The sequence below is a fragment of the Actinoplanes sp. SE50/110 genome (assembly GCF_900119315.1).
In the GTDB taxonomy this organism is placed as follows: domain Bacteria; phylum Actinomycetota; class Actinomycetes; order Mycobacteriales; family Micromonosporaceae; genus Actinoplanes.
This window is the reverse complement of record NZ_LT827010.1, coordinates 82,447-95,465: the sequence shown is the minus strand read 5'-3', so window position 1 is coordinate 95,465 and position 13,019 is coordinate 82,447. Positions and strand designations below refer to the sequence as shown.

The window sequence follows — 13,019 nt, the reverse complement described above, 5'->3', positions numbered from 1 at the left end:
GGGTGCGGTCCCGCCCGCCGGCGAACCGGCGGGCGGGACCGGGACGGAAACTCACTCCGGATCTGCGACGGCGACCATCGCCGGGCGCAGCAGCCGCTCGCCCAGCGTGTAGCCACGACGCATCACCTCGACGCAGGTCGGCTCGGTGACGTCCGCGGACGTCAGGTGCGCCACCGCCTCGTGCCGGTTCGGGTCGAAGGGGTCACCCTTCTCCCCGAACGCGACCAGGCCGAGCTTGCCGGTCACCGCGGTGAGCTGCTCGGCCACCGAGGCGAACGGGCCGACCAGGTCACCGTGCTCGCGAGCCCGGTCGATGTCGTCCAGCACCGGCAGCAGCGCGGTGAGCACCGAGCCGGTGGTCTGCTCCGCCGCGGCGCCCCGGTCGCGGTCCACCCGCTTGCGGTAGTTCGCGTACTCCGCCGTGACGCGCTGCAGGTCGTGGGTCCGCTCGTCGAGCTCGCCGCGCAGCGCCTCCAGCTCGGCGCCAAGGCCGGGCTTGCTCTCCTCGGCCACCGGGGCTCCGCCCTCCTCTTCGTCGCGGGCGCGGTGCGCGCCGGCCGCCTTCCGCTTCGTGTCGGGAGTCGTCTCGGCAGCCGAGTCGGTCTCGCCCTGGATGACTTCCCGCTCGGTCACCGGACCGTCGTTGTCGTCGTCCGCGGCACTCACTTCTTGTCGTCCTCCACGATCTCGGCGTCGACCACGTCGTCACCGCTGCCGCCGGCCGGGCCCGCGCCGGTCGCGCCGCCCGGAGCACCCGTCGCACCCTCGGGGCCGGCCTGCGGGGCCTCGCCCTGGGAGTAGAGCGCCGAGCCGGCCTCCTGGGAGACCTGGGACAGCCGCTCGTGCGCCGACTTGATCTTCTCGATGTCGGTGCCGCCCAGCGCGCCGCGCAGCTCGCCGAGCGCCTCGCCGATCTTGCCCTTGCTCTCCTCGGGCAGCTTGTCGCCGCTCTCGGCCAGGAACTTCTCGGTCTGCCACTGCAGCTGCTCGGCCAGGTTGCGGGTCTCCGCGTCCTCACGCCGCTTCTTGTCGTCGTCGGCGTGCGACTCGGCGTCGCGCATCATCCGCTCGATGTCCTCCTTCGGCAGCGCGGAGCCACCGGTGATGGTCATCTTCTGCTCCTTGCCGGTGCCCAGATCCTTGGCGGACACGTGCACGATGCCGTTCGCGTCGATGTCGAAGGACACCTCGATCTGCGGGACGCCGCGCGGGGCCGGCGCGATGCCGGACAGCTCGAAGGTGCCGAGCTTCTTGTTGTACGCCGCCATCTCGCGCTCACCCTGGTAGACCTGGATCAGCACGGAGGGCTGGTTGTCGTCCGCGGTGGTGTAGACCTCGGAGCGGTGCGCCGGGATGGTGGTGTTGCGCTCCACCAGCTTGTGCATGATGCCGCCCTTGGTCTCGATGCCCAGCGACAGCGGGGTGACATCGAGCAGCAGGACGTCCTTGACCTCGCCCTTGAGTACGCCGGCCTGCAGCGCGGCGCCGACCGCGACGACCTCGTCCGGGTTGACGCCCTTGTTCGGCTCCCGGCCGATCAGGCTCTGCACCAGCTCGGTGACGGCCGGCATCCGGGTCGAGCCGCCGACCAGGATGACGTGGTCGATGTCGGAGAGCTTGACGTCGGCGTCCTTGATCGCCGACTCGAACGGACCCTTGCAGCGGTCCAGCAGGTCCTGCGTCATGCGCTGGAACTCGGCCCGGCTCAGGGACATGTCCAGGTGCAGCGGGCCGTTCGCCCCGGCCGTGATGTACGGCAGGTTGATGCTGGTGGTGGTGGCCGCGGACAGCTCGATCTTGGCCTTCTCGGCGGCCTCGCGCAGACGCTGCAGGGCCATCTTGTCCTGGGACAGGTCGATGCCGTGCTCGCCGCGGAACGTCTTCACCAGGTGGTCGATGATCCGCTGGTCCCAGTCGTCGCCGCCCAGGTGGTTGTCACCGGAGGTGGACTTGACCTCGATGACGCCGTCGCCCAGCTCCAGCAGCGAGACGTCGAAGGTGCCGCCGCCGAGGTCGAAAACCAGGACGGTCTGCTCCTTGGAGCCCTTGTCCAGCCCGTACGCCAGCGCGGCGGCGGTGGGCTCGTTGACGATCCGCAGGACGTTGAGGCCGGCGATCTCACCGGCCTCCTTGGTGGCCTGGCGCTGGGCGTCGTTGAAGTACGCCGGGACGGTGATCACCGCGTCGGTGATGGTCTCGCCCAGGTACGCCTCGGAGTCGCGCTTGAGCTTCATCAGCACCCGCGCCGAGATCTCCTGCGGGGTGTACTTCTTACCGTCGATGTCGATCGACCAGTTGGTGCCGATCTCCCGCTTCACCGAACGGATGGTCCGGTCCGGGTTGGTCACCGCCTGGCGCTTGGCGACCTCGCCGACCAGCACCTCGCCGTTCCGGGCGAAGGCCACGATCGACGGCGTCGTCCGGGAGCCCTCCGCGTTGGCGATGACGGTGGGCTCGCCTCCTTCCAGAACGCTGACGCAGGAGTTCGTGGTGCCGAGGTCGATGCCGACCGCACGTGCCATGGTGTTCCTCGCTTCGTTACCGGCTGTGTCGTACGAAGGTGAGTCCGTACAGGGTTGAGTGGGACCGACTCAATGATGCCACGGGTCCGCCAACCGTCAAAGCGAAGTTGAGCCGGAGTGACGCAAGTCGAGCGCTGCGGGCTCGTACCGCGGTACATAACCTCTATACCTGTCCGGTCACGGCATACCGGTATCCGTTGCTCGCCCTGGATAGATCGTGCACGCTTTATCCGTGACGACGCGCGGTGAGGCGGGAGGGCTTCGGGCCACATCCGCCGACCCCGCCGTAACAAGCAACAAGAACCAGGTCAACACGGCTGCCGAAGGCGCCGGCCCGGCGCGAGCAGACATTGTTGATCGTACGGGGTACGGCATGGCCCGTCCCGCGAACAAGGAGAACGGCATCACCACACCGGTCAGCCCCCCACCCGCCGTGGGCAGGCTCGCGTCGGCCCTGCGCCGACTGCGCGCGGCCCTCGGCACGGTGTCGTACCCGCTGGTGCTGCCCTCCGCCGAGGAGGCCCGCCGGGTCGGCACCGCGCTGCTCGCCCAACTCGACGACTATCTGGTCCCGCGGCTGTCCCGGCTGGACGCGCCCCTGCTCGTGGTGGTCGGCGGCTCCACCGGCGCCGGCAAGTCGACGCTGGTCAACAGCCTGGTGCAGGAGCGGGTGACCAGCGCCGGGGTGCTGCGCCCGACCACCCGCTCGCCGGTGCTCGTCGCGCACCCGGAGAACCTGGGCTGGTTCGAGCAGCCGCATCTGCTGCCCGGCCTGATCCGCACGGTCAAGACCAGCGACGACCCGAATTCGTTGCAGGTGATCGGCGCCCGCGGGATCGGGCCCGGCCTGGCCCTGCTGGACGCGCCGGACGTCGACTCGGTGGTCGACCACAACCGTAAGCTCGCCGCCCAGCTGCTGGCCGCGGCCGACCTGTGGCTGTTCGTCACCACCGCCGCGCGCTACGCCGACGCGGTCCCGTGGGAGCTGCTCAAGACGGCCCGGTTGCGCGGCACGGTGATCGCGCTGGTGCTGGACCGGGTGCCGCTGGACGCGGCCGCCGAGATCTCCGCGCACCTGGGCGAGATGCTGACCGAGCACGACCTGGGCAACGCACCGCTGTTCGTGCTGCCGGAAAGTCAGCTGGACGAGCGAGGCATGCTCCCGCATCCGGCGATCCAGCCGATCCAGCAGTGGTTCGCGCAGCTCTCGGCCGACCCGCGGGCCCGCGACGCGGTGGTCCGGCAGACCCTGGACGGCGCGCTGGCCGCGCTCGCCCCGGCGATCGAGGGCCTGGCCGAGGCGGCCGAGGAGCAGGTCCGGACGGCGCAGGCGCTGGACGAGCGGGTCGAGTCGGCCTATCGGACGGCCCGCCGGACGATCGCCGAGGGTCTGCAGGACGGGCGGCTGCTCCGCGGCGAGGTGCTGGCCCGCTGGCAGGAGTTCATCGGCACCGGCGAGCTCGTGCGCAACCTGGAGTCCCGCGTCGGGCACCTGCGCGACCGGCTGGTCGCGGCGGTCACCGGCCGGCCCGAGCCCAGCCGCAACCTGCAGGTGGCGCTGGAGTCACAGCTGGTCACGCTGCTGCGCGGGGTGGCGACCGACGCCGCCGAGCAGGCCTACGCCGCCTGGCAGGCGCACCCGGCCGGGGAGGCGCTGCTGCTGCCCGAGCTGAAGACGGCCTCCGACGGGCTCGCGCTGCGCGCCGACCGGATGGTCCGGGACTGGCAGAAATGGGTGCTCGACCTGGTCCGCCGGGAGGGCGGCGACAAGCGCTCGGTGGCCCGCGGCGCGGCGTACGCGGTGAACGGCGCCGGCCTGGCCGTGATGATCGCCGTGTTCACCTCGACCGCCTTCATCCCGACCGGGCTGGAGGTCGCGGTCGGGGCCGGCACCACGGTCGCCGCACAGAAGGTGCTCGAGGCGGTCTTCGGTGACCAGGCCATCCGCAGTCTGGCCACCCGGGCCCGCACCGAGCTGGTCGCCCGCTTCGACGAGCTGCTCACCGCCGAAGCGGCCCGGTTCGCCGACCGCACCGCTATCGTGCGCCGCGAGGCCGAACCCGGCACACTGTTGCGCCGAGCCGCCGCTGAGGTGGAGAGCGCCAGGAAGGACATCGCGTTGACCGGATCGGGGTCATGAGTCTGGTGGAGAACGTGCGCGACACCGGTCGGGTGGACGCCGAGAGCCTGACCCGCCGGTTGGAGGCGCTGTCGAGGTTCCTGCGGCTGGTCGATCCGTACCTGCCGGACAGCGAGCTGGTCACCGCGCACACCGTGGTGGAACGGGCCAGCGGGCGGCTCACGCTGTCGCTGGACCACACCGTGGTGGCGCTCGCCGGCAGCACCGGCAGCGGCAAGTCCAGCCTGTTCAACGCGCTGGCCCGGTTCAAGCTGTCCCCGGTCGGGGTGCGCCGGCCGACCACCGGCACCGCGCACGCCGTGGTCTGGGGCCCGCTGGAGCCGGCCAGCCGGCTGCTCGACTGGGTCGGCGTGCTGCCCCGGCAGCGGTTCGTCCGGGAGAGCGCGCTGGACGGTGACGACGAGGCCTCGCTGCGCGGCCTGGTCCTGCTCGACCTGCCCGACTTCGACTCGATCGAGCAGGCCCACCAGCTGGAGGTGGACCGGCTACTCGGCCTGGTCGACCAGATCGTCTGGGTGGTCGACCCGCAGAAGTACGGCGACCGGATCCTGCACCGGGCCTACCTCTCCCAGTTCAACACGCACGCCGGCGTGACCATCGTGGTGCTCAACCAGGCCGACCGGCTCAGCGCCCCGGACACCGAGGCGGTGCTCACCGACCTGCGCCGGCTGCTCGACGACGACGGGCTGTCCGGCGCGCCGGTGCTGGCCACCTCGGCGAAGCAGCCCGGGATGCTGAACGAGCTGCGCAGCGCGCTGGAGGGCACGGTGGCCGGCCGGCAGGCCGCGCTGCGCCGGCTCGCCGCCGACGTCGACGTGGCCGGCGAGGAGCTGGCCGCGATGATGGGACCGCCGGCCGCCGAGGACGAGGTCGACCGAGCCACCGTCCGGCAGCTGACCGACGCGCTGGCCGCGTCCGCCGGGGTGCCGGCGGTGGCCGACGCCGCGGCCGCGTCCTACCGGCTGCGGGCCGCCGCGGCCACCGGCTGGCCGCTGGTCCGCGGCCTGCGCCGGTTGCGCCCGGACCCGCTGCGCAAGCTGCACCTGGGTGAGCCGGTGAAAACCGACGGGGTCTCCACCGACGTGGTGCCGCGCACCTCGCTGCCGGAGGCGGACGCCGCGCAGAAATCCGCGGTCGGGCTCTCGGTGCGCACCGTCGCCAAACGCGCCGCCGCCCCGCTGCCCGAGGTCTGGGCGCCGGCGCTGAACACCGCGGCGCGCTCCAAGGCGGCCGACCTGCCGGACGCGCTGGACCGCGCGATCGCCACCACCGATCTCGGCACCGAGCACCGGCCGGCCTGGTGGCGACTGGTCGGCGGGCTGCAGTGGGTGCTGCTGGCCGCCGCCACGGCCGGGCTGCTCTGGCTGATCCTGGGCTACGTGATGAGCGCCCTCAAACTGCCGGACATCGACGGACCGCACGTCGGCTCGGTGCCGCTGGCCACCGTGCTGCTGCTCGGCGGCCTGTTCGCCGGGCTGCTGCTCTGGCTGCTGCTGAAACCCGTGGTCGAGGCGGGCGGGCGGCGGGCCCGGCGGCAGGCCGAGCAGAAGTTGCGCGCCGCGGTGACCGACGTCGGCCGCCAGTACGTGGTGGCCCCGGTCCGCGAGGTGCTCAATGCCTACGCGCAGGCGCGCGAGGCGCTCGGCGTGGTGCGTTCGGAGTAGTCCGACGGCATGCCGCGAGCGGTAGGCTCGCGGCATGCCGGCACCCCAGAGTGTGTACGAGGCGGTGCTGCACGCGGCCCGCGACGTTCTCCAGCTGAGTTGTGCGCTGGATGCCGAGATGCTCGGAGCAGCGCTGCTGGGCAGTATCTACGCGATGGCCGAGGGCGACCGGGCGGCCGCCGTCCAGGAGTTCGTCGGCGAGTTCCTGAGCGCGACCGACCGGCGCGCCGAGCCGTTCGCCGAGGCGATCCGCGAGGTCTTCGCGACCCTGGTGCCGGCGGCCGACGGCGCGGACCGGGTCGGTCCCGGCCGGCAGGCCCCGGCCTGGGCCGGTCAGCTCGGCCGGGTGCACGTCACCGGCTGCTACGCCTACGGCGACGTCTACGGCGACCAGACCTCCTACCTGGTGACGTACGCGTATGACGACACCGACGACGGCGGTCCCGAGCACGCCCTGGTCGCGCTGGTCGACCACAACATCGGCATCGTCAAGGACGTGTTCGTGGCGAGCTCGGCGGAGATCCTCACCCAGGTCCGCACGGTCTGCGAGCACGACGAGCTGACCTGGTTCCGGGACGAGGACCCGGGCCGGGCCCGCGACGAGGTGGGCCGGCATCTGCGGGTCACCGACGAGCTGGGCGAGCTGCCCGCCGACGGTTCGCTGGCCACCGACCGGGCCCTGGTCGGCGCCCGGCTGGCGGTGCTGCCCGAGGTCACCACCCCGCCGCTGGACGAGCCCGACCCGCCGAAGGTGCCGGAGCTGATCCACGACTTCCTGGCCTCGCCGGAGGCCGCCCGGGAGGGGCTGACCGGCCCGGACACCGACCAGCCGTCCCTGCAGTTCTGCCTGGGCCTGCTCGTCGACCACGCGGCCTCGCTGTCCAGCGGTGACCCGCTGCGCTGGAGCCCGGCGGTGGCCGGCTTCTTCCTGCTGGACTGGGTGCACCGGCGGGCGGTGCTGGACATCGACGACGCCGCGATGCTGCCCCGGGTGGTCCGCGCCTGGTCGGCCTACGCCACCTGGCGGCGCGGGCTGCCCCCGGCCGCGGTCGCGGAGACCGCCGCCGAGGTGGAGAAACTGGTGCCGGAGTTCGCCCGGCTGTACTCGACCGGGGAGCGACGCAGCCCGGCGACCGCGGCGGTCGCCCAGCTGATCGCCGAGGGTGTCGACCCGAGCGACGACAGCGCCATCGACGCCTGGCTGCAGGCCAACCGCGACCGGCTGGGCGACGACTGAGCCTGCGCCGCTCCGGGAGCCAAGCTACCGGTGGTTGGCGTGGTGCTCGCCGGTGATGTGCTCCCGGTGGTGCCGGCCGACCCGGGAGCTGCGCTGACGGGCCGGGTTGTTCTCGTCGTGCAGGGTGTGCTCGGCGCGGTGGTGGCCGCGGTACGGGCGGTTGGAGTTGCGGGCCTCGTCGGAGCGGGGCTGGGCCATCGCGTTGCGGACGTTGCGGCCGCTGCCCCCGTAGCTGTACTCGATGATCCGCGCGGCGTTGACGTTGTGCGGGCGTTCGGTCACGGTCGACCTCCGGCTGGTGGGGGACCAGCCGCGGGGCCGGTCGCTGATGATGTCTGGCTCGCACCTGTGATGCGGGGCGTCCTGGTCCGGCTCATCGGCGTCGTCGTCACCGTCGTCCGTGGAATCGGCGTCATCTGAAGAATCCGGTTCGTCCGATGCGGTGCTGTCGCTTCCGGACAGATCGCCGGATGCCGGCTCGTCGAATCCCGGATCGTCGGGGGCGGGATCGTCGGACGGCAGCGCGCGCCGGCCGAGCGGGCCGGGCCAGTCGTCGTCGGGCACCTCGGGCAGGCCGGGCACCGTCGGGATCACCCGGGCCGGCCGGGACACCCCGTGGTCGGCGGGCGGGCGCGTCCGATGCGGACGGGGCGGGGTCGGCCGGGGCGGCGGCGCCGCGGGCGACTCGTCCGGCACCCGCGGCAGCCCGGGAACGGTCGGCAGGGTCGCCGGGTCGCGACCGGGGGGCGGCGACACGCCCGGGGACGCGGTCGACGACGTACCGGAATCGATCGGCGATCGGGAGGGCGACGGACCGGACGGTGACGAGCGGACCGGGCCGGGCGCCGGAGGCGCGAGGAAGGGCGCGTCCATCGCTCCGCTGCGACCGTTGCCGGCGATCTCGCTGGTCCCCGCGGTGATCACGGCGAGGGTCGGCACCGAGGCGAGGCCGACCAGCATGACGACCAGCAGGAGATAGCGCCGGGTCGGCCCGGACAGGCCGTAGTCCTCCCGGTATACACCGTTGAACCGCTTCCTGAGCACCTTGAGGGGCGGCTCGTAGCCGTCGTCGTCGGGCAGGTGCGGCACGCCGGTGTCCCTTTCGAACCAAAGATCATCCTGGATCGGCCTCGGTCACAGGGGTGAACGACCCATGGCTCGTTCGGGAGCGGCAAGTTCGGACCATTCGTACCGTAGTGATGACCCAAAAACCACTAAATCGGGCAAATACCCTTAACGATACGTCAGCAGAAAATCTCTATTCGTGATCCACGCACTCTGTAACGCGCCTCACTCCCTCTGTCAGGATGGGGGCGACGGCACGGCCGCCGTCGCCTTCCGCCGACCAGCGGGGCAGCGGCGGGCCGTCCCGATGGGGGCGCAGTCCCCGCCGGAACGTCGCGCGGCAGCCTCACCCGGCACATGCGCGGCACCCAGTGGTCCGCCGCGTGGCCGGGCGACACCCGCCGCGGGCGCTAGAGAGATACAGGGAGACACGGATGGCGAAAGGCGAACGCAAAGCCGGTGGCGGCAGCGACGCCCCGGCGGGCGGCTTCGTCCAGCTACTCACGCCCGACGGCGAGCACCTCGGCAGCGTCACCACGGCGGACGGCGCCACCTACTCGGTCGACTTCACCGACGACGAGTATCGCGGCCTCTACCGCGACCTGGTGACGGTCCGCCGGCTCGACGCCGAGGCGACCGCCCTGCAGCGGCAGGGCGAGCTCGGGCTCTGGGCCAGCCTGCTGGGTCAGGAGGCCGCTCAGGTCGGCTCCGGCCGGGCGCTGCGCCCGCAGGACATGGCGTTCCCCACCTACCGCGAGCACGGCGTGCTGTACTGCCGCGGGATCGACCCGATCATGCCGTTCGGCCTGTTCCGCGGCGTCGATCAGGGCGGATGGGACTCGAACGAGCACAAGTTCAACAGCTACACCATCGTGATCGGCTCGCAGACGCTGCACGCGACCGGTTACGCCATGGGCGTCACCATGGACGGCAAGACCGGCAGCGCCGACGGCGAGGCCGTCATCGCGTACTTCGGCGACGGCGCGACCAGCCAGGGCGAGGTCAACGAGGCGTTCGTCTGGTCCGGGGTGTTCAACGCCCCGATCGTCTTCTTCTGCCAGAACAACCAGTACGCGATCTCCGAGCCGCTGGAGCGGCAGACCCGCATCCCGCTGTACCGGCGCGCCGCCGGCTACGGATTCCCGGGCATCCGGATCGACGGCAACGACGTGCTGGCGACGTACGCGGTGACCAGGGCCGCGCTGGACAACGCGCGCAACGGCCAGGGCCCGACCCTGATCGAGGCGTACACCTACCGGATGGGCGCGCACACCAGCTCCGACGACCCCACCCGCTACCGGATCGCCTCCGAGGTCGAGTCGTGGAAGGCGAAGGATCCGATCTCCCGGGTCGCCGCGTTCCTGGCCAAGCAGAAACTGGCCGACGACGACTTCTTCGCCGAGGTCGACGCCACCGCCGGCAAACTCGCCCTGGACCTGCGGGAACGGGTGCTGGCGATGCCTGATCCACAACCGGTCACGATGTTCGACAACGTCTATCCCACCGGCTCCCCGGAGCTCGACCGGCAGCGCGCCGCGTTCACCGGGTACCACGCGTCGTTCGAGGGGAGTGGGCACTGATGGCCGAGACGATCACCCTGGGCAAGGCCCTCAACCACGGCCTGCGCCGCGCCCTGGAGAACGACCCGAAGGTCGTCATCATGGGCGAGGACGTCGGCAAGCTCGGCGGCGTCTTCCGGATCACCGACGGTCTGCAGAAGGACTTCGGCGAGGACCGGGTCATCGACACCCCGCTGGCCGAAGCCGGCATCGTCGGCACCGCGGTCGGCCTGGCCATCCGCGGATACCGGCCGGTCTGCGAGATCCAGTTCGACGGGTTCGTCTTCCCGGCGTACAACCAGATCGTCGCCCAGGTGGCGAAGATGTTCTACCGCTCCAAGGGCAAGGTCCGGGTGCCGATGGTGATCCGGATCCCGTTCGGCGGCGGAATCGGCGCGGTCGAGCACCACTCCGAGTCGCCCGAGGCGTACTTCTCGCACACCCCCGGTCTCAAGGTCGTCAGCTGCTCCAACCCGGCCGACGCCTACTCGATGATCCAGCAGGCGATCGCCTCCGACGACCCGGTCGTCTTCTTCGAGCCGAAGCGCCGCTACTGGGAGAAAGGCGAGGTCGACCTCGACGCGCCGCTGAGCGGCGCACACCCGCTGCACTCGGCGCGGATCGCCCGGCCCGGCACCGATGCCACGATTCTGGCGTACGGGCCGATGGTGCGCGTCGCGCTCGACGCGGCCGCCGCGGCGGCCGAGGACGGGCGCAACCTGGAGGTCATCGACCTGCGCTCGCTCTCCCCGGTCGACTACCCGGTGCTGTTCGAGTCGGTCAAGCGGACCGGCCGCGCGGTCGTGGTGCACGAGGCCCCCGGCAACATCGGCCTCGGCGCCGAGCTCGCCGCCCGGGTCACCGAGGAGTGCTTCTACTCCCTGGAGGCCCCGGTCCTGCGGGTGACCGGCTACGACATCCCGTACCCGGCGGCCCGCTCGGAGGAGGAGTACCTTCCCGATCTGGACCGGCTGCTCGACGCCGTCGACCGCTCCTTCGGCTGGTGACCGCGATGTCCCGGATCAAGGAATTCAACCTGCCCGACCTGGGCGAGGGGCTGACCGAGGGCGAGATCCTCGCCTGGCTCGTCAAGGTCGGCGACACGATCGAGCTGAACCAGCCGATCGTCGAGGTGGAGACGGCGAAGGCGGCCGTGGAGATCCCGGCGAAGTGGGCCGGGGTGGTCACCCGGATCTTCCACGAGGCGGGGACCACCGTGGAGGTGGGCCAGCCGATCATCTCGATCGACACCGACCCGGGAGCCGGGGATCTTCCCGCCACTCCCGAGCCGGCGGCGGCTCCGGCCGCGGCGACGCCGCACGGCGGGGGCCGCACTCCGGTGCTGGTCGGGTACGGGGTGCGGGAGAGCAGCGCGAAGCGGCGACCCCGGATCAGTGCGCCGGCCGCATCCGCACCGGTCATCCCGGCCGCTCCGGTCGCGGCTCCGGCTCCGGTCGCCCCGGTTGCTCCGGTCGCTCAGGCGGCTGCGGTCGCGGTGCCTGTTCGCAGTGGGCCGGTGCTGGCCAAGCCGCCGGTGCGCAAGCTCGCCAAGGACCTGGGGGTGGACCTCGCCACCCTCACCGGGTCCGGGCCACTGGGGTCGATCACGCGGGACGACGTACACAAGGCGCTGGAAATGCCGGCGCAGCCGGTGAGCGTGCTGAACGGCGACCGCGAGCAGCGCATCCCGGTCAAGGGCGTACGCAAGCTGACCGCGGAGAACATGGTGGCCTCGGCGTTCACCGCGCCGCACGTCACCGAGTTCCTCACCGTCGACGTGACCCGCAGCATGAAGGCGCTGGAGAAGCTGAAGGCCCGGCGCGACTTCGCCGACCTGCGCGTCTCCCCGCTGCTGCTGGTGGCCAAGGCGGTGCTGCTCGCGGTCAAGCGGTATCCGATGGTCAACTCGTCCTGGTCGGCGGCCGGCCCCTCAACGGCCGAGATCGTGGTCAAGGACTACGTGAACCTGGGTATCGCCGCGGCCACCGAGCGCGGGCTGATCGTGCCGAACATCAAGGATGCCGGCCGTCTCACTCTGCGGGAGCTTGCCGAATCTCTCAACGAGCTCGTCCGGACGGCCAAGTCGGGTAGGACGTCGCCGGCCGACATGGCGCACGGCACTCTCTCGATCACCAACGTGGGCGTGTTCGGCGTCGACACCGGGACCCCGATCCTGCCCCCCGGCGAATCGGCGATCCTGGCCTTCGGCGCGATCCGGCCGACGCCGTGGGTGCACAAGGGCAAGATCAAGGTGCGCCAGGTCACCACCCTCGGGCTCTCCTTCGACCACCGGATCATCGACGGCGAGCTGGGCTCGAAGTTCCTCCGGGACATCGGCGAGTTCCTCACCGACCCGGAAGCCGCCCTGCTGGCTTGGACTTAAGGTTTCTTCGGTAGTAACCCGGGTGCAACCTTCGATCGTTAGGCGAATGACCGGGATCACCATCTAAATAGTTGGCATGGTCCACCGTGGAGGCGGACACTGGAGGCACACCAAGGACGTGCGCCGACGGTGTCCGCCACAAGCGGACCCGCAGCTCACGTCGAGATATCGGGAGCACCAGCCATGAGCATGATCAACCGCATCCGCCAGCGTCGTCTCGTCAAGCGCGAGGACCGGGCCCTCGACCGGGCCTGGCAGGCCGCGCCCACTCCGGCCATGCGTCACGAGATCAACATCTTCGCCTCGCACCGTCAGCCCCTTTAGGTCACGGCGCCCACCGTCCGGCCCGCCCGCATCACCCGGGCGGGCTGTTTCGTATCGGCGACCGTGCCGACACCCCGCGTGGCTTTCCCTCAGGGGCGTACACCGGGATTTTCTATGCCGGGAAC

The 13,019-nt window shown here is 71.5% G+C and carries 10 protein-coding genes; 7 read left to right on the top strand and 3 right to left on the bottom strand.

Annotated elements, in window-relative coordinates:
• Positions 1-51 precede the first annotated feature (51 nt).
• Positions 52-666: a nucleotide exchange factor GrpE gene (gene grpE, locus ACSP50_RS00435; RefSeq protein WP_014687180.1), complete on the bottom strand. Its 615-nt coding sequence runs from the start codon at positions 664-666 to the stop codon at positions 52-54.
• Entirely contained in the window at positions 663-2,522 is a 1,860-nt protein-coding gene (dnaK, locus tag ACSP50_RS00430; protein ID WP_014687179.1) for a molecular chaperone DnaK, read from the bottom strand. Before dnaK ends, grpE begins: the two co-directional genes overlap by 4 nt.
• A 373-nt stretch (positions 2,523-2,895) precedes the next feature.
• Here dnaK and ACSP50_RS00425 point away from each other — a divergent pair, with 373 nt between their 5' ends.
• From ACSP50_RS00425 to ACSP50_RS00415, 3 genes are read left to right on the top strand one after another with little or no spacing between them, the layout of a single operon-like run.
• A complete protein-coding gene (locus tag ACSP50_RS00425) occupies positions 2,896-4,662 on the top strand; it encodes an ABC transporter (RefSeq protein WP_014687178.1) in 1,767 nt (588 codons plus the stop codon).
• Positions 4,659-6,326, top strand: a complete 1,668-nt coding sequence (locus ACSP50_RS00420; RefSeq protein WP_014687177.1) for a GTPase family protein — start codon at positions 4,659-4,661, stop codon at positions 6,324-6,326. Before ACSP50_RS00425 ends, ACSP50_RS00420 begins: the two co-directional genes overlap by 4 nt.
• A 34-nt stretch (positions 6,327-6,360) precedes the next feature.
• Positions 6,361-7,563, top strand: a complete 1,203-nt coding sequence (locus tag ACSP50_RS00415) for a hypothetical protein (protein WP_014687176.1) — start codon at positions 6,361-6,363, stop codon at positions 7,561-7,563.
• Positions 7,564-7,587: 24 nt separating this feature from the next.
• Here ACSP50_RS00415 and ACSP50_RS00410 read toward each other — a convergent pair whose 3' ends face one another.
• Entirely contained in the window at positions 7,588-8,652 is a 1,065-nt protein-coding gene (locus ACSP50_RS00410) for a hypothetical protein (RefSeq protein ID WP_014687175.1), read from the bottom strand.
• 410 nt (positions 8,653-9,062) lie between these two features.
• Between ACSP50_RS00410 and pdhA the strand changes: the two genes are divergently transcribed.
• The 4 genes from pdhA to ACSP50_RS42895 all read left to right on the top strand — a co-directional run bounded on the left by pdhA (position 9,063) and on the right by ACSP50_RS42895 (position 12,894).
• Positions 9,063-10,208: a pyruvate dehydrogenase (acetyl-transferring) E1 component subunit alpha gene (gene pdhA / locus ACSP50_RS00405; RefSeq protein ID WP_014687174.1), complete on the top strand. Its 1,146-nt coding sequence runs from the start codon at positions 9,063-9,065 to the stop codon at positions 10,206-10,208.
• Positions 10,205-11,194, top strand: coding sequence for an alpha-ketoacid dehydrogenase subunit beta (locus tag ACSP50_RS00400; protein WP_172898840.1), 990 nt, complete (start codon positions 10,205-10,207; stop codon positions 11,192-11,194). The genes pdhA and ACSP50_RS00400 overlap by 4 nt, the downstream gene beginning before the upstream one ends.
• 5 nt (positions 11,195-11,199) lie before the next feature.
• The gene (locus tag ACSP50_RS00395) at positions 11,200-12,570 is read left to right on the top strand and encodes a dihydrolipoamide acetyltransferase family protein (protein WP_014687172.1); all 1,371 of its coding nucleotides are present in this window, start codon (positions 11,200-11,202) and stop codon (positions 12,568-12,570) included.
• Positions 12,571-12,753: 183 nt separating this feature from the next.
• Complete coding sequence (locus tag ACSP50_RS42895) at positions 12,754-12,894, top strand: hypothetical protein (protein ID WP_014687171.1); 141 nt, start codon at positions 12,754-12,756, stop codon at positions 12,892-12,894.
• Positions 12,895-13,019: the final 125 nt, after the last annotated feature.